Genomic DNA, 21,920 nt, shown 5'->3' on the forward strand with positions numbered 1-21,920 from the left:
TCAGGCCTCCAAATTGCGGCCGACGATGCGGACCAGGAAGAAAGCGACGATGTTGGCGATCGCCACGGCAACGAGGCCGCCCGCGGAGGCGCTGCCGACGTCGAACTGGATCAGCGCCTGCGAATAGATCAGGAAGGCGATATTGGTGGTCTGAAGACCGGGACCCCCGCCAGTGGTGACGAAGATCTCGGCGAACACGGTCAGCAGGAAGATGGTCTCGATCAGGATCACTACCGTGATGGGGCGCGCGAGGTGCGGCAGGGTGATGTAGATGAAGGTCGAGACGGCGCTGGCGCCATCCATCTCGGCAGCTTCCTTCTGCTCCTCGTCGAGCGATTGCAGTGCGGTGAGCAGGATCAGCGTCGCGAACGGCAGCCATTGCCAGGTCACGATCAGGATCACCGCAAACAGCGGCATATCGTTGAACCAGTCGATCGGCGTCAGGCCGAACAGCGAAGCAAGCCAGGCAAACAGTCCCGATACCGGGTGCATCAGCAGATTCTTCCAGACCAGCGCGCTCACCGTGGGCATCACAAAGAACGGCGCGATCACCATCAGCCGGACGAAATTGCGGCCGATCACGGGCTGGTCCATCAGCAGCGCCAGAGGAATGCCGAGCAGGATCGTGAGTGCCAGCACGGAGCCGACCAGCACCAAGGTGTTCTGGAGCGAGGCAAGGAAGGCGGGATCGGTCAGGAAGTAGCGAAAATTTTCCAGGCCGACGAACGATTCCGAGCCGGGATCGAGCAGACTGTAATGCAGCGTCGCGAAATAGATCGTCAGCGCGAGCGGGACGATCATCCAGATGAACAGCAGCCCAACCGCTGGCGTCAGGAGCGAGCGCGCAAGAAATTGCGTCTGCCGGGTTGCCATCCCTGACTTCTCCTTTCGGGGAAGAAAGGCGGCCATCCATCCGGGGATGGGCGGATGGCCGCCAGTTTGAGCTCAGGAGGGAGAGCTCGGGTTCACTTGATGTAGCCGGCGCGCTTCATCTCGCGCTCGGTCGCGGATTGCGCGGCGGTTAGCGCGGCGTCGACCGTCATTGATCCCGAAAGCGCGGCCGAGAACTGCTGGCCCACCTGCGTGCCGATGCCCTGGAATTCGGGGATCGCGGCGTATTGCACGCCGACGTATGGCACTGGTTTCACCGTCGGCTTGTTCGGATCGGCCGCGTCGATCGAGGCCAGCGTCAACTTGGCGAAGGGGGCGACTTTCAGATAATCCTCGTTCTGGTAGAGCGAGGTCCGCGTGCCCGGCGGCACGTTGGCCCAGCCCTCCTTCGACGCGACGAGCTTGGTGTAGTCCTTGCTCGTGGCCCAGGCGATGAACTTCTCGGCCGCTTCCGTCTTCTTGGAGCCGGCGGGGATCGCGAGATTCCAGGCCCATAACCAGTTGGCGTTCTTGCCGAGCCCGGTGTTGGGCGCGAGCGCGAAGCCGACCTTGTCGGCGACGTTGGACTCCTTCGGATTGGTGACGAAAGATGCCGCGACCGTGGCGTCGATCCACATCGCGCACTTGCCGGCGTTGAACAGCGCCAGGTTCTCGTTGAAGCCGTTGGAGCTCGCGCCGGGAGGACCGGCCTCCTTCATGAGATTGACGTAGGTCGTCAGCGTCGCCTTCCATTCCGGCGTGTTGAACTGCGGCTGCCACTCCTCGTCGAACCAGCGCGCGCCATAGGAATTAGCCATGGCCGAGAGGAACGCCATGTTCTCGCCCCAGCCGGCCTTGCCGCGCAGGCAGATGCCGTAGACGCCGGCGCTCTTGTCGGTGAGCTTCTTGGCGGCATCAATCACGAAATCCCAGCTCGGCTTTTCCGGCATCTTCAGGCCGGCCTTCTCGACCAGATCGGTGCGATACATCACCATCGAGCTCTCACCGTAGAACGGCGCGGCGTAAAGCTTGCCGTCGGAGGAGACCGCATCCTTGATCTTCGGCAGCAGGTCGGCGACGTCGTAATCGGCGCCGAGATTGGCCAACGGCACCAGCCAGCCCTTCTTGGCCCAGATCGGCACCTCATAGGTGCCGATGGTCAGCACGTCGAACTGACCGCCCTTGGTGGCGATGTCGGTGGTGACGCGCTGGCGCAGTACGTTCTCCTCTAGCGTCACCCATTTCACGGTGATGTCAGGGTTCTTCTTGGTGAACTCACCCGTCAGCCCCTGCATGCGGATCATGTCGCCATTGTTGACGGTGGCGATGGTCAGGGTCGTTTCGGCCATCGCGGGGATGGCCAGCAGCAGGCAAGACGCGCCGCAGACGGCGCCGAGGACGTGTTTCACGGAGACCTCCCTAGAGTCGCGCTTTTGAGTACATGCCCACGCGTTGGGCATATGTTCAGCGCAAGCAGGCGCAGTTGTCAAGCAGGGCGTGCGGCCCTTCCCGCAACTTATGAGTGCTGCGATGCGGGAGCACCCACGCTGTCATGCCCCGCGAAAGCGGGGCATCCAGTACTCGGTGCGGTTGGTTGGCCCAAGCGGGGCCGCGGCGTGCTGGATCGTCCGCCTTCGCGGACAATGACAGCGGTGTGGTTGAGAGACTTCCCGCCTCGTGCGCACGCCGAAAGCGCAAACGCCCTACCGCTCCAAGATCGCCCTTGCCGTCGCCTCGTCCGTGATCAGGCCGTTGATCAATCGCCCGTTCATCGCGGCCGCGATCGCCGGCACCTTGGCGGCGCCGATCGCGGCGCCGATCGTCGTGGTCTTGGCCGGGACTTCCGGCGGGATGCTGGTCAGGCGCTTGTTGGTGCCGGATTTGAGCAGGCGACCGTTGGAATCATAGGCCCAGCCGGTGATCTCGCCGATGGCACCTAACCGCATCATCTCGAACAATTCATCGCGGGTGACGAAGCCATCGACATGGACCTGCGCCTTCTGGTCCATCTGGCCGATGCCGACGAGGCGAAGGTCCGCCTTGGCCGCGACCGCCTTCACCTTGGCGATCGGCTCGATGCGGACCATCTTGTTGCGCTCGTCCTCGGACGACATCAGGAACGGCAACGGCATCGGATAATGCCGCGCGCCGGTGCGGTCGGCGAGCCGGCCGACGGTGTCGTAGAAGCTCGCCGAGCCGTCGGCGGAGATGTTGCCGACCAGCGAGACGATCTGATGATTGGGCCGGTCAATCGGCGTAACGCGCTCGACCGCGGCGCGCACCGCCCGTCCGGTGCCGAGTGCGACGATGACCGGCGTCTCCGAGCGCAGCGTGGAATCGAGCAGGTTGGCGCAACGCTCGGCGATGCCCGCGGTAGCCTGCGGCGCCGCAGGGTCGGCCGGCACCACCTCGCAATGAACCAGATCAAAGCGCTGCTTCAGGCGCGCCGCCAGTTCCATGCAGGCGGCGATGGGATGCTCGAGCCGAAACGTGATCAGCCGCTCGGCGAGGCAGAGCGAGACCAGCCGCTGCGCCGAGGCACGCGAGACCTGGAGCATCTTTGCGATCTCGTCCTGGGTATGACCGGCAATGAAATAGAGCCAGCCGGCGCGCGCGGCGTCGTCGAGCCTCGATTTCTCATTCTCGGCGGCCATGGCAGGCGTCAGACGTCCTTCCAGAAATCGCTCATGCGCTCGAAGACCCGATCGGCCCCGGCGCCCGACAATATAGCCTGCCCGTCCCGGGTGCTGTAATGGCCTCCGCCAACAAATCCCCAGACAGTCATGCCCGCCGCCTTGCCCGCCTGCACGCCGCTGACGCTGTCCTCTATCACCAATGTGCGCGCGGGCGGTATGCGCATCTTCTCGGCCGCGTGGAGGAAAAGGTCGGGCGCCGGTTTGCCGCGCTTGACCATCTGCGCCGTGTAGATGCGATCGTCGAACAGCGGCTTGAGGCCGGTGACGTCGAGCGAGAGCGATACGCGGTCGATATCGCTCGACGAGGCCACGCAGAACGGCACCGTCAGGTCCGACAGCACCGCCCCAACCCCGGGGATCGGTTCGAGCGAGGCGGCAAACGTCTCGAGCACGCGCGACTTCAATCGCGGCAGGAAGCCGTGCGGCACGGTTTGCCCGAGATCGTGATAATGCTGCTCGATCGCCTTGGTGCTCCGCCCGAGAAAGAGTTCGAGCGCCTGCGCCTCACTGAGCGCGAAGCCGGATTCGGCCAGCACTTCGGACAGGCAGCGGCAGCTCAACAGCTCGCTGTCGACGAGCACGCCGTCGCAGTCGAAGATGATCAGATCGGGTTTCAGCCGGCCCTGGTGCATCCAGCCATTCGATCATATACCCAACTGACGAGCAATAGCTCAGCTGGGGCAAGCCCTCGCGGCGCGGTCTGCGCCTCAATGCGCCACCTGCCGGTCGATCGCCGGCAACGCTTGATGTTGCCGAGGATACGCAGCCGCCGCGGCGGAACAGCGTCGGCAAGTAGGATTGCGCCAATTGCGCCACCCAGATCATGGTATCACCAGAGCGCTTTGGCTCACTGCCCGAACGCGGTAAGGTTCGCGACCGCACACGACCCAATGAGTTTGCCATGCCTGAGATCATCAATCTTGGTGCGCTGCAGCTAATCTTTCTGCGGAGCAAGGACGACACCGACGGCAGCCTCGATCTGTTCGAAATGACCCTCCAACCGAACGCGCGCATGCCGATCCCTCACTATCACGATCGCTGGGACGAAACGATCTATGGACTCAGCGGCATCTCGACCTGGCGGATCGACGGAACGGAGGTCGACGTGGCGCCGGGCGAGACCGCGTTCATCAAGCGCGGCGTCGTGCACAGCTTCACCAACCGTTCACCCCGGCCGGCGACCTGCCTGTGCACACTCACCCCCGGCGTGCTTGGCCCGCAATACTTCAAGGAAATGGCGGCCCTGCTCACCGCCGGTACACCCGATCCGGCAAAGATGAAGGAGACGATGCTGCGCTACGGATTGGTACCGGTGCTGCAGTCCTGACCGACCGCGAGAATTGGTGGGCATGGGCGCTTTGGCGCCATTTGCCCACTCTACGTTCTTCGCCGCGAGCTTACCGCCGCTGATTGTACACGTCGATGCACACCGCCCCGAGCAGCACCAGGCCCTTGATGACCTGCTGGTAGTCGATACCGATGCCGAGGATCGACATGCCGTTGTTCATCACACCCATGATCATGGCGCCGACCACGGCACCGCCGACGCGGCCCACCCCGCCATAGGCTGAGGCGCCGCCGATGAAGCAGGCGGCAATGACGTCGAGCTCGAAGCCGAGGCCGGCCTTCGGGGTCGCGGTGTTGAGGCGCGCGGCGAAGACGAGGCCGGCGAGCGCGGCGAGCACGCCCATGTTGACGAAGGTGAGGAAGGTCAGCCGCTCGGTCTTGATGCCCGACAGGCTCGCCGCCTTGGCGTTGCCGCCGACGGCATAGATCTGCCGGCCGATCACGGTGCGCCGGGTCACGAAGCCGTAGAGCGCGATCAACGCCGTCATGATGACCAGCACATTCGGCAGGCCGCGATGCGAGGCGATCAGATAGGTGAAATAGAGCACGGCGCAGGCCAAGAGAACGCTCTTGCCCAGGAAGAACGCATAAGGTTCGACCTCAATGCCATGCAATTGCTCGCGCGACCGTCCCTTGGCGCTGGCATAGACCAGGCCGAGCGCGAGCACCGCACCGATCAGCATGGAGGTCGGATGCAGCGTGCCGGCCTCCGGAAGCAGTTCAGGAATGAACCCCGACGACAATTTCTGGAAGGTCGCCGGGAACGGTCCAAGCGACTGGCCCTGCAAGACCGCGAGCGCGAGGCCCTTGAACACCAGCATGCCCGCCAAGGTGACGATGAAGGACGGGATCTTGAAATAGGCCACCCAATAGCCCTGCGCCGCGCCGATGGCGGCGCCAATCAGGAGGCAGGCAATGAAGGCGAGCGTGTAGTCGATCTTGTAGGTCACCATGAGCACGGCGGCCACCGCGCCGATGAAGCCCGCGACCGAGCCGACCGAAAGGTCGATATGGCCGGTGACGATCACCAGCAGCATGCCCAGCGCCATGATGACGATGTAGCTGTTCTGGAGCACCAGATTGGTCAGGTTGAGCGGCTGGAGCAGCGTGCCGCCAGTGACGACCTGGAAGAACAGCATGATGGCGACCAGCGAGATCAGCATGCCGTAGCTGCGCAAGTTGTTCTTGATGAAGCTGCCGTGCCGGCGCTCCTCGGGCAGCGACACCGTCTTGTCGGTCATGGCTGCGATCCTCCAATCTCCGCGGCCGCACGAGCGCCGCTCCCGTTGCTTCTCTTATTGCGCATGATGGCGCGCATGATCTTTTCCTGCGTCGCCTCGGATCCCTGGAATTCCCCGACAAAGGCGCCGTCGTTCATGACGCAGATGCGATCGCAGATGCCGAGCAGCTCGGGCATTTCCGAGGAGATCACGACGACGCCGCGACCGGCTTCCGCCAGTTCGTTGATGATACAGTAAATCTCGTACTTGGCACCGACGTCGATGCCCCGCGTCGGTTCGTCCAGGATCAGCACCTTCGGATCGGTCATCAGCCATTTCGACAGCACCACTTTCTGCTGATTGCCGCCGGAGAGCTGGCCTGTCTCCTGGTAGACGTCGGAGCAGCGGATCCGCATCCGGCTGCGGTAGTCGCTGGCGACCTTGAGCTCGGCGATGTCGTCGATCACACGGCCGGGCGCGACCTGGTCGAGGCTCGCCAGCGTGATGTTCTTGCGAACGTCGTCGGCGAGGATGAGGCCGAGCTGCTTGCGATCCTCGGTGACATAGGCAAGGCCGGCATCGATCGCGGCCGCGACGCTCGGCAGCGTCATCTCCCTGCCCTCGAGCCGGAGGCTGCCGCTGATGGTGGTGCCCCAGGAGCGGCCGAACAGGCTCATGGCGAATTCAGTGCGGCCGGCTCCCATCAGGCCGGCGATGCCCACGACCTCGCCTCGCTTGACACTGAAATTGACGTTCTTGATCACCTTCCGCTCGGGATGGACGGGATGATAGACCGACCAGTTCTCGACGGTGAGCACGGGTTCGCCGATCTTCGCGCTGCGCTCCGGAAAGCGATGGGCAAGATCGCGGTTGACCATGCTGCGGATGATGCGATCCTCCTGGATCGCCTCGGCATGGCAATCGATGCTGTCGACCGTGCGGCCGTCGCGCAGCACAGTGATGTGGTCGGCGACCCTTGCGACCTCGTTCAGCTTGTGCGAGATCAGGATCGAGCCGATACCCTGCTCGCGAAATGTCATCAGCCGTTCGAGCAGCGCGGCGCTGTCGGCCTCATTGAGGCTCGCGGTCGGCTCGTCCAGGATCAGCATCCGCACCCGTTTGGACAGCGCCTTCGCGATCTCGACCAGCTGCTGCTTGCCAACGCCGAGATCGGTGATCAGCGTATCCGGCGATTCCTTCAAGCCAACCTGCGCAAGCAGTTCCCGCGTGCGCCGGTAGACCTCGTCGCGATCGATCACCCCCAACTTCGACGGCGGATGCGACAGGAAGATGTTCTCGGCGATCGACATCAGCGGAATCAGCGCCAGCTCCTGATGGATGATGATGATGCCAAGCGCCTCGGAATCGTTGATGTCGCGGAAGCGCCGCTCCTCGCCCTCGAAGACGATGGTGCCCTCGTAGCTGCCGTGCGGATAGACCCCGCTCAGCACTTTCATCAGCGTCGACTTGCCGGCGCCGTTCTCGCCCACGAGCGCGTGGATCTGCCCGGCGTGAACCGAGAAATTGACGTCGCGCAGCGCCTGAACACCGGCAAAGCTCTTGCTGACGTTGCGCATCTCCAGCATGGCGGTCATCGGATAGTGTCCTTGGAAAGTTCACCGTCGTTCCGGGGCGCCCAAAGGGCGAACCCGGAACCTCGAGATTCCGGGTTCGATGCTTCGCATCGCCCCGGAATGACTGAGCAAGACAAGCCTACTGGAACTGCGACTTCTTGTAGTAGCCGCTGTCGACCAGCACCTTCTCCCAATTGTCCTTGTAGACCACGACCGGCTTAAGCAGATAGGACGGCACCGTCTTGACGCCGTTCTCGTAGGTCTTGGTGTCATTGACGGTGACCTGCTTGCCGGCGAGCGCCGCGTCGACCATGTCGGCCGTCACCTTGGCGAGGTCGCGGGTGTCCTTGAAGATGGTCGAATACTGGTCGCCGCGCAGCATCGCCTTGATCGAGGGCACCTCGGCGTCCTGGCCGGAGATGATGGGCATCGGCTGGTCCGCGCTGCCGTACCCGACGCCCTTCAGCGAGGAGATGATGCCGATCGAGATGCCATCATAGGGCGACAGCACGGCATTGATCTTCTTGTTGCCGTAATAGGCGCTGAGCAGATTGTCCATGCGGGCCTGCGCGGTGGCGCCATCCCAGCGCAGCGTCGCCACCTTGTCCATGCCCATCTGGCCGGAGACGACGACGAGCTTGCCGCTATCGATATAGGGCTTCAGAACGCTCATGGCGCCGTTGTAGAAGAAGTAGGCGTTGTTATCGTCGGGCGAGCCGCCGAACAGCTCGATGTTGAAGGGTCCCTTGCCTTCCTTGAGGCCGAGCCCCTGCTCGATCGACTGCGCCTGGAGCACGCCCACCTGGAAATTGTCGAAGGTCGCGTAGTAGTCGACATCCGGCGTGCCGCGGATCAGGCGGTCATAGGCGATCACGGTGATGCCCTTGGCTTTGGCCTGCTTGAGCACGTCGGACAGCGTGGTGCCGTCGATCGCGGCGATCACCAGCGCCTTCGCGCCCTTGGTCACCATGTTCTCGACCTGCGAGAGCTGGTTCGGAATGTCATCCTCGGCATATTGCAGGTCGGTGCTGTAGCCGCGCTCCTTCAGCACCTTGACCATGTTGTTGCCGTCGTCGATCCAACGCGCCGAGGATTTGGTCGGCATGGCGATGCCGACTGTCGCCTTCTGAGCAAAGGCGGCGACGCCTGTGGCCATCGTGGCAGCGCCGGCCAGCGCGAGCGCGAGGAATGTCGTCTTCAGTTTCAGCATGTTTCACTCCCTTTGGGTGTCAGACTGTTCTTTCGTTTCGAGGACAGATGTCGGTTGCTTTGGGTCTCCTATGCGAGCTTGACGTCGGGCTCCGCGCGACCGCGCGCGGACGCCTTCAGCAGAAAGGTGTGGCCTGCTTGCGGATCGGCAGCACGCGTCGCCGTGTCCATGTCCTGCCAGGCGGAGGTGACGAGGAGACGCGACAGATCGGGGCCGACGAAAGCCGGGCAACTCGCCTGCCTTGCCGGCACGCTGAGTGAGCGCAGGCGCTCGCCCTGCGGAGAGTAAACATCGATGCGGCCCGCGCCCCAGCAGGCGTTCCAGATCTGCCCGTCGGCGTCGCACACCGAGCCGTCGAGGCCGCCGATGCCGGTGTGGCGCAGCAGCACCTCCGGCTCGCCGCGCGGCAGGCCGGTCCCGGGATTGAGCGGCACGGCGTAGAGCACGGCCCGCGCGCTGTCGGCGAAATAGCCAATAGCGCCGTCCGGCGAGAAGCAGATCGAGTTGGGAATGCTGATGCGGGGGAACAGCAGCGAGATCTTGCCGCGATGAAACGCGTAGATCGCGCCCGCCTCCGGCTCCGCCTTGCGGCCCATGGTGCCGATCCAGAACGTGCCGGACTGATGCACCCGCGCGTCATTGGAGCGCGTCGTCGGATTGTGGGCTTCGAGCGGGCAGAGCAGCGTCATCGTGCCGTGAGCGAGCTCGCGGACGTAGAGGCCGTCTTCCGCGATGATCAACTGACGCTCGGCGTCGATCCTGCCGAGCGCACTCGCCATCCGGCCGAGCGCATGGACGCGGACGCCACCTCCGCCGAGCTGCGCCTCAAACAGCAGCCCTTCGCGGATGTCGAACCACCAGGCCGTGTCGGTGGTCGCGTCATAGGTTGGCCCCTCGCCGAGATGGCAAGGGTGATCCGAGAGCACAGACGTCGGCACCTCTTCCATCATGGCGTCCTCACCGAAAAGCGATAGAGCGTGTGATGGCGATAGACCTCGCCAGGTGAGAGCCGCGGGCTCGGGAAATCCGGCCGGTTCGGCGCGTCAGGCCAGATGTGCGGCTCCAGGCACATCGCGTCCGACTGCCGGACGAGCTTGCCACCCTTCCCGGAGATCGTGCCATCGAGATAATTGCCGGAATAGACCTGCAGGCCGGGCTGATCGGTGAACAACTCCATGATGCGCCCCGAGTCCGGCGCCTCCAGCCGGGCCGCGAAAGCAAGCTTGCCGTCACGCGCGAGACAGTACGTGTGATCGTAGCCTCTGCCGTTGCGCAATTGCTGATTGCTCTCGCGGATGCGCTCGCCGACCGGCCGTGCTTCGCGGAAGTCGAACGGCGTGCCGGCAACGCGACGCGGCGGCTCCGGCAGCGGAATGGCGGTGGGATCAATCGCAAGAAAATGCTCGGCGGCGACCGTCAGCTCATGATCAAGGACGGGCGTACCCGACGTCGCACCCTCCAGATTGAAGAAGCTATGGTTGGTGAGGTTGACGATCGTCGGCCGATCCGTGCGGGCCTCCATGCTCAGCGATAGCTCGGTCGGACCGGTGATGCGATAGGTCAGACGCACATCGAGCCGGCCCGGATAATTTTCTTCGCCATGCGGGCTGACATAGGTGAGCGTCACCGCGGGCTCGGCGCTCTCGTTGATCTCCGCGATCTCCCAGAGCTTGCGGTCGAAGCCATCGACGCCACCGTGCAGCGCATTAGGGCAGTTGTTGACGGCGAGCTGCACAGTCTCGCCGTCAAGCGGGAACTGCCCGTTGGCGATGCGGTTGGCGTAGCGGCCGACCGTGGCGCCGAGGAACTTTCGTTCGGCGAGATAACCGGCGAAGGCATCGTGGCCGAGCACGACATCGTCATAGCCGCCCTTAGCGTCCGGCGCGATCAACGCCTGGATCACCGCGCCGTGGGTGATGATGCGCGCTTCGAAGCCGCCCTCCCCGCGCAGCACGACGCGTTCGACCGCGCGACCATCCGGCAGTGCTCCGAAAACGTCTCTTGTGATTCGCGAGCCAGCCATTGTCAGTCCACAAATGGTTCGACGATCGACCGCTTGCCGAGCAGGAAGGCATCGGCGACGAGACGCAATGGCGCCAGGTCGACATCGCTCGCGCCGGTCGCAGCGAGATTGACGAAGCGCCGGTACAGCTCCCGATATTCCTCATCGGGCGCCTCGGCAATGGTCTTGCCGTCGATCGCCATCCGCCTGCCGCCACCGGACAGCGTCAACCGGCCCTGATCGGTTTCCACGAGGATATCCCAGCTCTGCGGCCCGGTCTGGCGGAAGTCGAATTCGGCACTGACGGCCAGGCCGTCGATATCGGTCAGCGTCAGGTTCGCCGCGATCGGTGCCTGGCAGTTGGCCGGAAAGGCCAACTCGGCCGCGGTGACGAACACGGGTTGCGGGAGGATTTTGGTCAGGATCGACAGCGCATTGATGCCGGGATCGAACACGCCGAGGCCGCCCGGCTCCCAGATCCAGCCCTGCCCGGGATGCCAGACGCGGACGTCTTCCTTCCAGCTGATGTGCACGGAGGCGATGCGGCGCTCGGCGAGCCATTGCCGCGCCGGCTCGACGGCCGGCGCGTAGCGCGAATGCCAGGTTGCAAACAACGTCCGCTTCGCCTCCGCTGCCATCGCGATCAGCGGATCGAGCTCGGCGACGCCGGTGCCGGGCGGCTTCTCCAGCATGACATGCTTGCCGGCGGCGAGCGCCGCGGCCGCCTGGGCGCGGCGCACCTGCGGCGGCGTGCAGAGCGACACTGCGTCGATCGGCGGCCCCTTCTCCAGCAAATCCTCGATGGTGGCGAAATGCGGCAGCCCCGGTAGCGAGGCGTTGCGGCTGGCGACAGCCGCGAGCGTCGCATCCGGTGTCGCGGCGATTGCATCGAGGTGCTGGTCGCGCGCGATCTTGCCGAAGCCAACAATGGCGATGCGAAGTTCGGTCACGCTTGCTCTCCAGTATTCGCAGATGGCAGCGGATCCGCCGGCGCGGCCTCGATCACAGTGTGTTCGTGCCGGCTCATGCCGTTGTGAATGACGTAGACCATCGCCTCCGAGGCGCCGTCAGCATCGCCTGCCGCAATGGCATCGACGATCTTTTGATGCCAGAGCAGCACGGTGTCGCGGTCCTCCGGCGCGACCGGGGCGCTCAGCAGGAACGAGGCGCGCAGCGCTGCCTCGATGACATGCCCGATCGAGCGCATGAACAGATTGCCGGAGGCGCGCGCCACCCCAACATGGAGCGCGAGGTCGGCATCGGCAAAGCCGACGGAGTCCGACGCTTCAAGCCGCATGCGATCCATGCAGCGACGGAGCTCAGCGACGTCGTCTTCGGACCGGTGCATAGCTGCGAGAACGGCGGCGCGCGGCTCGACGGCGAGACGGATCTCGGCGAGGTCGTTGAGGAAGCGCTTGTCGATGCCGGCGTCCAGATGCCAGGCCAGCACGTCGGCGTCGAACATGTTCCAGGCGCCGCGCTCGCGCACGACGGTGCCGACGCGCGCCTTGGTGGTGAGCAGCCCCTTGGCTACCAGCGTCTTGACGCTCTCGCGCAGGACCGGCCGCGACACGCCGAACATCGCGATCATCTCGGCGTCACCGGGCAGCCGCGTCCCCTCCGCATAGCGGCCAGCGATGATATCGACGCCGATCGAGCGGGCCACCTCCGCATGATTGGAGTGGGCCCGCCGCGTCGGGATGACGACGATGCGCGAGGTCATGAGGTTGCTCCTGCACTCTTCCTCACCGGCCGTCGTGCCAGCGCGACCAGTCCCTGCTGCAAGGCGATGAAGGCGAACAGCAGAATGCCGGTCGCGATCTTGGTCCACCAGCTCGACAGCGTGCCGTCGAAATTGATGTAGGTCTGAATCAAGCCCTGGATCAGCACGCCGAGGAAGGTGCCGATCACCGATCCCTGGCCGCCCGTGAGCAGCGTGCCGCCGATCACGACGGCCGCGATGGTATCCAGCTCGACGCCGACCGCGGAGAGCGAATAGCCGGCGCTGGTGTAGAAGGAGAAGACAATGCCGGCGATGCCAGCGAGCAGGCTCGACAGCATGTAGATCTTCACCGTCATCTTGCCGACCGCAACGCCCATCAGGCTCGCGGTGGCCCGGCTGCCGCCGAGCGCATAGACATTGGCGCCGAACCGGGTGAGATGCAGCAGCAGGGCGCCGCCGATCACGATCACCAGCATGATGATCGCGATGGCCGTCAGCCGTCCGCCGCCGGGCATCCGCAGCGCGAAGTCCGACACGGTCGAGTAGACCGGCGCTGTGATCGGCACCGATTCCGTCGAGAGCAGGAAGCTCGCACCGCGCGCGAGGAACATGCCGGCGAGCGTGACGATGAAGGGCGGCAGGTCGAAGACATGGATCACGGCACCCATTGCAGCCCCGAACCCTGCCGAAAGCAGGAGGATGGCGGTGAAAGCGACCAGCGGCGGCACGCCCCAGCGCTCGATAGCCAGCGCCACGAACACGGTCGTGAAACCGATCACCGAGCCGACCGAAAGATCGATGCCGCCGGAGATGATGACGAAGGTCATGCCGGTCGCGACGATGCCGAGAAAGGCGTTGTCGGTGAGGAGATTGCCGACCACGCGGGTTGAGGCAATGTTGGGGAATTGCATCGCGCAGAGCGCAAAGCCGGCGACCAGCACGATGGCGGTGATGAGGACGGGCGGCAGGCCTTTCATGCTTTGGACCTCCGCAGTCGCGCGGCTGTCCCGGCAATGCCGGCGAATTTCGGCGATTGCAGCAAGAGCACCGCGAGCACCACCACCGCCTTGACCAGCAAATTGAACTCCGGCGGATAGCCGGACAATAAGATGCCGGTGTTCATGGTTTGGATGATCAGCGCACCCAACACGGCCAGTACCAGGCTGAAGCGGCCGCCGAACAGCGAGGTGCCGCCGATCACGACCGCGAGGATGGCGTCGAGCTCGAGCCAGAGGCCGGCATTGTTGGCATCCGCACCCATGATATCAGCGGCTGCAATCACGCCGGCGAGCGCGGCACAGACGCCGCACCAGACATAGACCGACAATATCATGGCGCGCGTGCCGACGCCGGCGAGCTCGCTCGCCCGCGCATTGCCACCGGTCGCCTCGATCAGCAGCCCCAGCGCCGAGCCGCGCACCACCGCGCCGGTGAGGATCAGCATGCCCAAGGCGATCGCGACCGGCACCGGCAGGCCGAGCACAGCGCCATTGCCGAGCCACACCAAATCGGGCGAGGAGAAAGTTACGATGCGCCCCTCGGTAATCAGCTGGGCGATGCCGCGGCCCGCCACCATCAGGATCAGCGTCGCCACGATCGGCTGCATGCCGAGCACGGCGACGAGGAAGCCGTTCCAGAGGCCGCAGACGAGTCCGGCACCAAGCGCAGCCCCCAGCACGATGGGCAGACCATGGCTGTCGGCGAGGCTCGCCGCAATCGCGCCCGAGATCGCCATGACCGCGCCAACCGACAAATCGATGCCGCGCGTGGCGATCACCAGCACCATACCGAGCGAGAGCAGCGCCACCGGCGTGCCGCGGTTGAGCACGTCGATCAGGCTGCCGAACAGCCGGCCGTCCTGAAGACGCAGGTCGAAGAATTGCGGCGACACCACGCGATCGACCGCCAGGATAACAATCAACGCGAGGATCTGGGCAAGGCCGCGGCGCGGCAACAGCGCTGTCATGCCCGCCCCTCATGCGCGATCGCGGCGCCATCGGCGGCGATGGCCGCGAGAATGTTGCCGACGTCGATCGCCTCGCCCGCGAGCTCCTCGACATGGGTGCGGTCGCGCAGCACCACGACGCGGTCGGAATAGGTCACGATCTCATCGAGCTCAGAGGAGATCACGAGCAGTGCCAGCCCGTCGTCGCAGAGTTCACGGATCAGGCGGATGATCTCGGCATGCGCGCCGACATCGATGCCGCGGGTCGGCTCGTCCAGCACCAGCAGGCGCGGCGAGGTCGCAAGCCAGCGCGCCAGCAGCACTTTCTGCTGATTGCCGCCGGAGAGCAGGCCGACCGGGCGTTCGGCATCTGCCGGGCGGATGTCGAGCATCTTGACGTAACGACGTGCGATCTCGTCCTGCTCGCGGCGCGACAGCGGCCGATGCAGCCCGCGCTTGGCCTGGAGCGCGAGCACGATGTTCTCGCGCACGCTGAGCTCGGCGACGATACCGTCGGTCTTGCGCTCCTCCGGGCAATAGCCAAAGCCGTGGCGGACACCGTCGCGCGGCGACTGGAGCCGCACCGGTGCGCCCTCCACCTTCGCCTGGCCGCGATCGGCGCGTTCGGCACCGAACACCAGCCGCGCCGTCTCGGTCCGGCCCGAGCCGAGCAGGCCGGCGAGACCAACGACCTCACCATGGCGCAGCTCGAGATTGAACGGCGCGACGTAGCCGGCTTTGCCGTAATTCTCGAAGCTCGCGCAGATCTCGCGCGCTCTGTGCTCAGTGGCAGACGCCCGCGCGCTGGTGGTCTCGGCCAGCTCGCGGCCGAGCATCATCCGGATCAATTCCAGCCGCGGCAGCGAAGCGGTTTCGCGCTCGCCGACCAGGCGACCGTTGCGCAAGACGGTGACGCGGTCAGAAATCTCGTAGACCTGGTCCAGGAAGTGGCTGACAAAGACGATACCGATGCCACGTTTGGCGAGCTGGCGCATGATGCCGAAAAGGATGTCGACCTCGTGGCGGTCCAGGCTCGCGGTCGGCTCGTCCAGGATCAGCACGCGCGCGGAGAGATCGACGGCCCGCGCGATCGCGGTGACGTGTTGCACGGCGACAGAATAGCTGCCGAGCGGCGCGGCGACATCGATGTCGAGGCCAAAGTCCGCCAGCAAGGCGTTGGCGCGGCGACGCATCTCGCCCTCGCGGACAATGCCGAAACGCATCGGCTGGCGGTCGAGAAACAGATTTTGCGCCACCGAGAGGTTCGGCAGCAGGTTGACTTCCTGGTAGACGGTGGCGATGCCGGCCTGAAGCGCCGCCTTGGCCGAGCGCGGCGCGACCTCTTCACCGCCGAGCCTGACGATGCCGGTATCGCGCGGGAACACGCCGGTCACCGCCTTGATCAGCGTGGATTTGCCGGCGCCGTTCTCGCCGAGCAGCGCATGGATCTCGCCGGCGCGAAGCGTGAAGTCGACCTCCTGCAACGCTCGCACAGCACCGAAGCTTTTGCTGATCCCGCGCACCTCCACAAGGGCCGGAGCAGGATCGGGGCTGTTTTCCATGACAACGTCACTCCCGGCAATGCCCGCTAACAATGCGGTCACCCAGCCTATTCGTTCGCGCAGCAGATTCGAAGGGCGCGGTCGGACCGCAAGACGCGGTCCGACCGGCATCCGCCTCAGTAACCGAGGCCCTTCTTGCTGTCGTAGATCTTCTGCGGATCGTCGGCGGCGGTATAGAGCTTGGATTCGGTCTGGATCCACTTCGGCGGAACCGTGCCCTTGTCCTTGAACGCCGCAATCGCATCGAGCGCGGGGCCGGCCATGTTCGGCGTCAGCTCGACAGTCGCATTGGCCTCGCCGGCGGCCATCGCCTTGAAGATGTCGGGGACCGCATCGATGGAGACGGTGAGGATCTCCTTGCCGGGCTTGAGCCCGGCTTCCTTCATCGCCTGGATCGCGCCGACCATCATGTCATCATTATGCGCGTAGACCGCGCAGATCGACTTGCCGCCGCCTTCGGCCTTGATGAAGCTCTCCATCACCTCCTTGCCCTTGGCGCGGGTGAAGTCGCCGGTCTGGCTGCGCACCACCTTCAGGTTCGCATGCTTGGCGATGGCGGTGTCGAAACCCTTCTTGCGGTTGGCGGCGACGCTCGCGCCGACCGTGCCCTGCAATTCGACGATGTTGCAGGCTTTCGTCCCCACAGTCTTGGCCAGCCAGTCGCCGGCCACCTCGCCTTCGTGCACGCTGTCGGAGGTGACAGCGGTGAGATAAAGATCCTTGCCCGAGGGATCGATGTCACGGTCGAGCAGCACGACCGGGATCTTGGCCTCCTTGGCTTCCTTCAACACCGAATCCCAGCCCGTCGAGACGACAGGCGCAAGGAAGATCGCATCGACATTCTGCGCGATGAAGGAGCGGATCGCCTTGATCTGGTTCTCCTGCTTCTGCTGCGCGTCGGCGATCTTGAGATTGACCTTTCGCTTGGCGGCTTCCTGCTTGGAGACCGAGGTCTCGGCCGCGCGCCAGCCGGATTCCGACCCGATCTGCGAGAAGCCGATGGTGAGCTCGGCGGCATTCGCCGGCAGGGCGAGCAGCAACGCGGTCGTGGCGCTGGCCGCAAAGAGGGCTTTGAGGGTCATCAGGCGTGTCTCCTAAGATGTTTATTTGGGGGCGCCGATTGGTAGCATGGCACCCGCAGGCCAGCCTTCGAGCCGGCGACAGGCACTATTTCACGGAAACCCAGCGCCGTATAGTCATATTATTTTACTATTGAGGTGAAAGGAGGAGGGATGCGGGCTTCGCGCAGACGACACGCTCAGCGGGATTTTGTTCCGGCGATACAACGGGAAGATGAAGGAAATTATACGGCTCGGCTGCCGCCGCCGGGCTGGTGCGGACCATCCACGCCTGACCCAGCGGGACAAAGGACGTGGATGCCCGGGACAAGCCCGGGCATGACGACCTTCTGCAAATTCGCTTATGCGAAATTGAAAACGCAGGGACGCTAAATCAGCTTCCGCTGCGCCAGGTTCTTCATCAGCGCACCGATTCCAAACGTCCACGGCTCGCACTCGTCGCTGGTGCGCATGCGGTTGACGAGCTTGCCGAGCTGGGGCGCGGCGATCGTGACGATGTCATCGCGCTTGTGGGTGAAGCCCTGTCCCGGCGCATCCCGGTCCTCGACGGGAGCGAACATCGTGCCGAGGAACAGCACGAAACCATCTGGATATTGATGCACCTTGCCGATGGTCTGTTCGACGAGATCTGTCGGATCGCGGCTGATCTTGCTGATCGAGGAATGGCCGTTGAGGACGAAACCGTCCTGTCCCTTGACGTTCAGACTTATGTCCAGCTTGCGCGCATCGTCGAGCGAGAACGTATCGTCGAACAGGCGCAGCAGCGGGCCGATCGCGCAGGAGGCGTTGTTGTCCTTGGCCTTCGACAATAGCAGCGCCGAGCGGCCCTCGAAGTCACGCAGGTTCACGTCGTTACCGAGCGCGCCGCCGACGATTTTGCCGCGGCTCGAGACGAACAGCACAAGCTCCGGCTCGGGGTTGTTCCAGGTCGATTTCGGATGCAGGCCCGCATCCATGCCGGTGCCGACCGACGACAATGTCGGCGCCTTGGTGAAGACCTCGGCATCAGGACCGATGCCGACCTCGAGATACTGGCTCCAGGCGTTCTGGTCGATCAGCACCTGCTTCAGATGCATCGCCTGGTCGGAGCCGGGCTTGAGCTTCGAAAGATCATCGCCGATCAGGCGCGTCACTTCTTTGCGGATCGCTTCGGCCGAAGCCGGATTGCCCTTGGCGCGCTCCTCGATCACGCGCTCCAGCATCGAGATCGCAAAGGTGACGCCGGCGGCTTTCAGAGTCTGGAGGTCGACGGGGGCAAGCAGCCACGGTTTTTGAGGATCGCGCTGGTCCGGCGGCGTATTGGTGACGATCGCCTCGAGATCGCCGATCCTCTCACCCTTGGCCGCCCTAAGCGCGTTGGCTGGATCGTCCGCTTCGCAAAGCGTACTGATGGTGGGAAACTCTGCGGTAACATCGAAGACGCCGTCATCACGTATAGCGACGACGGCGGGGCCATTCACCTGCGGGAGCCAGACGCGGCCGGCCAGCGTTCCCCGCGTACCGTCCTCGGGGAGAAGGTCTTTAACCGTCAATGTCGTCATGGCCGCGTCCTCGCTGTTTTCGGATCGGCCGCGTTGAACGCTGGCCGGTCACATTAGCGAAGACCAATAAACGTCTGGCGCGGGATGTCCAGAGAGGCGGCACGCGCTGTCACTTGAACCAATGCACCAGTGCAATGCTGATGCCAAGCAACAGCATCAGCGACAGCGTCACGGCTGCTGTCACCCTGCCCCCGACATTCGCCAACACGCGCACGTCGACGCCGAGGCCGAGGGCCGCCATGGAGACCACGGTGAGAAAGGCGGTGATCTTCGTCACCGGTCCGACCACCGTGGCCGGCACGATCTCCAGGGAGCGCAGGGTCGCCAGCGCGAGGAAGCCGAGGATGAACCACGGCACAAGCCGAAAGAAGCCGACATTGGTCTTCTTGGCATCGCTATGCCAGCGCGAGGCAACCAGCGAGAGGCCGACGACGACCGGCCCAAGCATCAATACGCGCATCAATTTCACGAGCGTGCCGATTTGCGTGGAGACGAGTCCGGCCGGCACCGTCGCCGCCAGCACCTGCGGGACCGCATAAACGGTCAGGCCGGCGAGAATGCCATATTGAGTGGCCGATAATTGCAGAAGCGGAATCAACAGCGGCAGGCCCAGCACCATCATCACGCCCAGGATGGCAGTGAAGGAGATGGAGGATGCGATCTCGTCGTTGTTGGCACCGATGATCGGCGCCACAGCCGCAATCGCCGAATTGCCGCAGATCGAGTTGCCGCAGGCGATCAGGATCGACAGCCGTGTCGACAGTCCGAGCATGCGGCTGAGCCCGAAGGAGACGCAGAGCGCGATCACGACGACGGCCGCGATTGACGCGAGCAGCGCGATGCCCGAGGCGGCAATGGCGGCGAAACTGATGGAGGCCCCCAACAGCATGACCGCGACTTCGAGGAGCTGTTTGGCGCTGAAGGCGATGCCGGCCTGCCAACGCGGCGCGGGCTTCCAGAAGCTGCGCAAGGCCATCCCGAGCAGGATCGCCATCACCAGCGCCTCGACATAAGGATGCTCGAAGACGCCGAGTTCCGCCCGCTCGAGCAGGGCCGAGACACCGGCGACTAGAACGCAGAGGAGAATGCCGGGAATCAGTGCCGCAATACGGCTCGCGGCGGTGGCCGGTTTGGCATCGGCCGGGCTGGATGCTTGATTCTGCGACACAAATCTCTCCCAGAGGAGAAAGATTTATACGCAGCGCGCTTCCGTTGGGGAATAAGCTTTCGACATATCAGGCCCGAGGGAAGTTCTATCCTCAGCCCGGAATATTCTATCCTCAGCCCGAAATAATCGACCCTAGAAGATCAGGCTCTTGGCCAGCGAAGCGACGCGGCTGAAGCCGTCATAGATGCCGGGCTCGAAGAAGGCAGCGCGGGCAAGCACGATACCCGCAACCAGCGACCAGAACAGACCGGTGCCGGCCCGCAGCAGGAGCTTTGACGTACGCGACCGCGGCTGGGTGTCCGTCGCGGACACCAATTGCTCGCCGAAGGGTTCAAATCCGGTACGTTCCATGGCTCTGGCCAACCCATCAAATTCTGATGGGAATGTCGTCTTTTCGGCCCCAAACGGCAATGGAAGCGATTGGCGTTTTTGCCCTCCGGAGGAAAAACTCCTTCCGTTCGATAACCCCGGCACAATAGTTTTCTTCTTCGACCTATTGAGACACTGGCGGTCCGGCCTACAGGGCCAGATACCTGCGCCGGATCGCCTCATTGGCCTTCAGCTCGTCGATTCCGGCGGCATAGACGATCTGGCCCTTGTCGATGATCGTGGCGTGGCTCGCCAGCCCCAGGCAGAAATGCATGTTCTGCTCGGCGATCAGCACCGTCGATCCGAGCGAACGGAGCTGCCGCAACAATTCACCGATCCGCTGCACGATGATCGGCGCGAGGCCCTCGCTCGGCTCGTCGAGCAGCAGGAGCGCGGGATTGCCCATCAGCGTGCGCGCGATCGCGAGCATCTGCTGCTCGCCGCCCGAGAGACGTCCGGCGATGCGATTGCGCAGCGGCTCCAGAAGCGGAAAGACCTCGTAGATGCGTTTGATCGGCCACTCGTCCTGGCCCTGCGGTCCCTTCTTCCTCCCGATGACGAGATTGTCCTCGACCGTGTGCTCCGGAAAGATCTGGCGGTCCTCCGGCACGAAGCCGAGGCCGGCGCGCGCGATGGTGTGCGGCTTCAGGCCCGAGATCACCGCGCCGCGCAGGTTGACCCTGCCCCTCCGCGGCGGCGCCAGCCCCATGATCGCCTTCATAGTCGTCGATTTGCCGGCGCCATTGCGGCCCAAGAGCGCCATGGTCTCGCCTTGCCGCACCGACAGGTTGACGCCGAACAGGATCTGGCTGGTGCCGTAATAGACGTCGAGATCGGCGACTTCGATGACGGCTGCGTTCATGCCGCAGCTCCCGCATGCTCGGTGCCCAGATAGGCCTCGATCACCGCGCTGTTGCTCCGGATCTCGTCGGGCGTGCCGGTGGCCAGGATGCGGCCGTAGCAAAGCACGACGATTTTTGGCGCGATCTTGAACACGATGTCCATGTCGTGCTCGATGAAGACGACCGTAATTTTCTGCGTCTCCCAGAGCTCACGCACCTTGTCGATCATGCGCCAGCGCTCCTCCGGGCCCATCCCGGCGGTTGGCTCGTCCAGCAGCAGCACCTTTGGATCGAGCACCAGCGCGAGCGCGATGTCGAGCAGCTTCTGATCGCCGTGCGAGAGCGTCGCGGCGGTGCGATGGCGTTTGCCGGCGAGGCCCAGCAGCTCCATCACATGCTCAGCACGGTCGCGCATCTCCGGCAGCGGAAAGCGCTTGTGCAGCACCGCCGAGGTGCGCTGGTCGGCACTGACGGCGGCAAGCATGGTCTCCTGCACCGTGAGCGATTTGAAGATGCTGGCAACCTGGAAGGCGCGGCCGATACCGTGGCGCACGATCTCCGGTGGCGAGCGGCCGGCGAGATCGACGCCGTCGAGCAGCACCTGGCCGGAATCCGGCCTCAAGGCGCCGGTGATCAGGTTGAAGAAGGTGCTCTTGCCGGCGCCGTTCGGGCCGATTACCGCGGTCAGCGAGCCGTCCGGAAAGTCGAGCGAGACGTCGTTGGTCGCCTTCACGCCGCCGAACGATTTTGCGAGGTTGCAGATCTCGAGCAT

Annotated in this window: 21 protein-coding genes; 1 reads left to right on the forward strand and 20 read right to left on the reverse strand. The window is 64.3% G+C overall.

Features of this window, described 5'->3' with window-relative positions; translation table 11 throughout:
• The 4 genes from IVA96_RS03510 to IVA96_RS03525 all read right to left on the reverse strand — a co-directional run bounded on the left by IVA96_RS03510 (position 1) and on the right by IVA96_RS03525 (position 4,198).
• Positions 1–873 (reverse strand): sugar ABC transporter permease, encoded by an 873-nt coding sequence (locus tag IVA96_RS03510; RefSeq protein WP_247278218.1) that lies wholly within the window; start codon positions 871–873, stop codon positions 1–3.
• Between the two features lie 92 nt (positions 874–965).
• Positions 966–2,279 carry a sugar ABC transporter substrate-binding protein gene (locus IVA96_RS03515; protein ID WP_247415383.1) on the reverse strand — a complete coding sequence of 438 codons (1,314 nt, stop codon included), beginning with the start codon at positions 2,277–2,279 and terminating at the stop codon, positions 966–968.
• A 294-nt stretch (positions 2,280–2,573) separates the two neighbouring features.
• Positions 2,574–3,524 carry a sugar-binding domain-containing protein gene (locus IVA96_RS03520; protein WP_247278219.1) on the reverse strand — a complete coding sequence of 317 codons (951 nt, stop codon included), beginning with the start codon at positions 3,522–3,524 and terminating at the stop codon, positions 2,574–2,576.
• 8 nt (positions 3,525–3,532) lie between these two features.
• A complete protein-coding gene (locus tag IVA96_RS03525; RefSeq protein WP_247278220.1) occupies positions 3,533–4,198 on the reverse strand; it encodes an HAD family hydrolase in 666 nt (221 codons plus the stop codon).
• A gap of 269 nt (positions 4,199–4,467) precedes the next feature.
• On the opposite strand from IVA96_RS03525, the gene IVA96_RS03530 reads away from it, so the two are divergent.
• Positions 4,468–4,893, forward strand: a complete 426-nt coding sequence (locus IVA96_RS03530; protein WP_247278221.1) for a cupin domain-containing protein — start codon at positions 4,468–4,470, stop codon at positions 4,891–4,893.
• A gap of 70 nt (positions 4,894–4,963) precedes the next feature.
• Here IVA96_RS03530 and mmsB read toward each other — a convergent pair whose 3' ends face one another.
• From mmsB to IVA96_RS03610, 16 genes are all read right to left on the reverse strand, one after another.
• Positions 4,964–6,154: a multiple monosaccharide ABC transporter permease gene (gene mmsB, locus IVA96_RS03535; protein WP_247278222.1), complete on the reverse strand. Its 1,191-nt coding sequence runs from the start codon at positions 6,152–6,154 to the stop codon at positions 4,964–4,966.
• The gene (gene mmsA, locus IVA96_RS03540) at positions 6,151–7,728 is read right to left on the reverse strand and encodes a multiple monosaccharide ABC transporter ATP-binding protein (RefSeq protein WP_247278223.1); all 1,578 of its coding nucleotides are present in this window, start codon (positions 7,726–7,728) and stop codon (positions 6,151–6,153) included. Before mmsA ends, mmsB begins: the two co-directional genes overlap by 4 nt.
• Before the next feature lie 118 nt (positions 7,729–7,846).
• Positions 7,847–8,917 carry a multiple monosaccharide ABC transporter substrate-binding protein gene (gene chvE / locus IVA96_RS03545; RefSeq protein WP_247278224.1) on the reverse strand — a complete coding sequence of 357 codons (1,071 nt, stop codon included), beginning with the start codon at positions 8,915–8,917 and terminating at the stop codon, positions 7,847–7,849.
• Positions 8,918–8,985: 68 nt separating this feature from the next.
• Positions 8,986–9,864 (reverse strand): SMP-30/gluconolactonase/LRE family protein, encoded by an 879-nt coding sequence (locus tag IVA96_RS03550; protein WP_247278273.1) that lies wholly within the window; start codon positions 9,862–9,864, stop codon positions 8,986–8,988.
• Positions 9,864–10,940: an aldose epimerase family protein gene (locus IVA96_RS03555; protein WP_247278225.1), complete on the reverse strand. Its 1,077-nt coding sequence runs from the start codon at positions 10,938–10,940 to the stop codon at positions 9,864–9,866. Before IVA96_RS03555 ends, IVA96_RS03550 begins: the two co-directional genes overlap by 1 nt.
• A gap of 2 nt (positions 10,941–10,942) precedes the next feature.
• A complete protein-coding gene (locus IVA96_RS03560; protein WP_247415386.1) occupies positions 10,943–11,869 on the reverse strand; it encodes a Gfo/Idh/MocA family oxidoreductase in 927 nt (308 codons plus the stop codon).
• Positions 11,866–12,642, reverse strand: coding sequence for a FadR/GntR family transcriptional regulator (locus IVA96_RS03565; protein ID WP_247278227.1), 777 nt, complete (start codon positions 12,640–12,642; stop codon positions 11,866–11,868). The genes IVA96_RS03560 and IVA96_RS03565 overlap by 4 nt, the downstream gene beginning before the upstream one ends.
• A complete protein-coding gene (gene yjfF / locus IVA96_RS03570) occupies positions 12,639–13,619 on the reverse strand; it encodes a galactofuranose ABC transporter, permease protein YjfF (RefSeq protein WP_247278228.1) in 981 nt (326 codons plus the stop codon). The genes IVA96_RS03565 and yjfF overlap by 4 nt, the downstream gene beginning before the upstream one ends.
• Positions 13,616–14,608 (reverse strand): ABC transporter permease, encoded by a 993-nt coding sequence (locus IVA96_RS03575; RefSeq protein ID WP_247278229.1) that lies wholly within the window; start codon positions 14,606–14,608, stop codon positions 13,616–13,618. The genes yjfF and IVA96_RS03575 overlap by 4 nt, the downstream gene beginning before the upstream one ends.
• Entirely contained in the window at positions 14,605–16,149 is a 1,545-nt protein-coding gene (locus IVA96_RS03580) for a sugar ABC transporter ATP-binding protein (protein WP_247415388.1), read from the reverse strand. The genes IVA96_RS03575 and IVA96_RS03580 overlap by 4 nt, the downstream gene beginning before the upstream one ends.
• A gap of 116 nt (positions 16,150–16,265) precedes the next feature.
• Positions 16,266–17,231 (reverse strand): galactofuranose ABC transporter, galactofuranose-binding protein YtfQ, encoded by a 966-nt coding sequence (gene ytfQ / locus IVA96_RS03585; protein ID WP_247278231.1) that lies wholly within the window; start codon positions 17,229–17,231, stop codon positions 16,266–16,268.
• A gap of 365 nt (positions 17,232–17,596) precedes the next feature.
• Positions 17,597–18,769: a fumarylacetoacetate hydrolase family protein gene (locus IVA96_RS03590; protein WP_247278232.1), complete on the reverse strand. Its 1,173-nt coding sequence runs from the start codon at positions 18,767–18,769 to the stop codon at positions 17,597–17,599.
• A 109-nt stretch (positions 18,770–18,878) separates the two neighbouring features.
• Positions 18,879–19,937: a putative sulfate exporter family transporter gene (locus IVA96_RS03595; protein WP_247278233.1), complete on the reverse strand. Its 1,059-nt coding sequence runs from the start codon at positions 19,935–19,937 to the stop codon at positions 18,879–18,881.
• A 132-nt stretch (positions 19,938–20,069) separates the two neighbouring features.
• On the reverse strand, positions 20,070–20,288 hold the full coding sequence (locus tag IVA96_RS03600) for a hypothetical protein (RefSeq protein WP_091892324.1): 219 nt from the start codon (positions 20,286–20,288) through the stop codon (positions 20,070–20,072).
• 166 nt (positions 20,289–20,454) lie between these two features.
• Entirely contained in the window at positions 20,455–21,168 is a 714-nt protein-coding gene (locus IVA96_RS03605; RefSeq protein WP_247278234.1) for an ABC transporter ATP-binding protein, read from the reverse strand.
• Positions 21,165–21,920, reverse strand: a complete 756-nt coding sequence (locus IVA96_RS03610) for an ABC transporter ATP-binding protein (protein WP_247278235.1) — start codon at positions 21,918–21,920, stop codon at positions 21,165–21,167. Before IVA96_RS03610 ends, IVA96_RS03605 begins: the two co-directional genes overlap by 4 nt.

It is taken from the genome of Bradyrhizobium sp. 159 (assembly GCF_023073795.1).
Taxonomy (GTDB): domain Bacteria; phylum Pseudomonadota; class Alphaproteobacteria; order Rhizobiales; family Xanthobacteraceae; genus Bradyrhizobium.

Bases quoted from the DNA above. Each gene is read 5' to 3' on its own strand.
- IVA96_RS03600 (WP_091892324.1), bottom strand. From the start codon at position 20,288: ATGGAACGTACCGGATTTGAACCCTTCGGCGAGCAATTGGTGTCCGCG.
- IVA96_RS03610 (WP_247278235.1), bottom strand. From the start codon at position 21,920: ATGCTCGAGATCTGCAACCTCGCAAAATCGTTCGGCGGCGTGAAGGCG.
- yjfF (WP_247278228.1), bottom strand. From the start codon at position 13,619: ATGAAAGGCCTGCCGCCCGTCCTCATCACCGCCATCGTGCTGGTCGCC.
- IVA96_RS03590 (WP_247278232.1), bottom strand. From the start codon at position 18,769: ATGACGACATTGACGGTTAAAGACCTTCTCCCCGAGGACGGTACGCGG.
- IVA96_RS03550 (WP_247278273.1), bottom strand. From the start codon at position 9,864: ATGGAAGAGGTGCCGACGTCTGTGCTCTCGGATCACCCTTGCCATCTC.
- IVA96_RS03520 (WP_247278219.1), bottom strand. From the start codon at position 3,524: ATGGCCGCCGAGAATGAGAAATCGAGGCTCGACGACGCCGCGCGCGCC.
- IVA96_RS03565 (WP_247278227.1), bottom strand. From the start codon at position 12,642: ATGACCTCGCGCATCGTCGTCATCCCGACGCGGCGGGCCCACTCCAAT.
- mmsB (WP_247278222.1), bottom strand. From the start codon at position 6,154: ATGACCGACAAGACGGTGTCGCTGCCCGAGGAGCGCCGGCACGGCAGC.
- IVA96_RS03525 (WP_247278220.1), bottom strand. From the start codon at position 4,198: ATGCACCAGGGCCGGCTGAAACCCGATCTGATCATCTTCGACTGCGAC.
- IVA96_RS03580 (WP_247415388.1), bottom strand. From the start codon at position 16,149: ATGGAAAACAGCCCCGATCCTGCTCCGGCCCTTGTGGAGGTGCGCGGG.
- ytfQ (WP_247278231.1), bottom strand. From the start codon at position 17,231: ATGACCCTCAAAGCCCTCTTTGCGGCCAGCGCCACGACCGCGTTGCTG.
- IVA96_RS03575 (WP_247278229.1), bottom strand. From the start codon at position 14,608: ATGACAGCGCTGTTGCCGCGCCGCGGCCTTGCCCAGATCCTCGCGTTG.
- IVA96_RS03605 (WP_247278234.1), bottom strand. From the start codon at position 21,168: ATGAACGCAGCCGTCATCGAAGTCGCCGATCTCGACGTCTATTACGGC.
- IVA96_RS03530 (WP_247278221.1), top strand. From the start codon at position 4,468: ATGCCTGAGATCATCAATCTTGGTGCGCTGCAGCTAATCTTTCTGCGG.
- chvE (WP_247278224.1), bottom strand. From the start codon at position 8,917: ATGCTGAAACTGAAGACGACATTCCTCGCGCTCGCGCTGGCCGGCGCT.
- mmsA (WP_247278223.1), bottom strand. From the start codon at position 7,728: ATGACCGCCATGCTGGAGATGCGCAACGTCAGCAAGAGCTTTGCCGGT.
- IVA96_RS03510 (WP_247278218.1), bottom strand. From the start codon at position 873: ATGGCAACCCGGCAGACGCAATTTCTTGCGCGCTCGCTCCTGACGCCA.
- IVA96_RS03555 (WP_247278225.1), bottom strand. From the start codon at position 10,940: ATGGCTGGCTCGCGAATCACAAGAGACGTTTTCGGAGCACTGCCGGAT.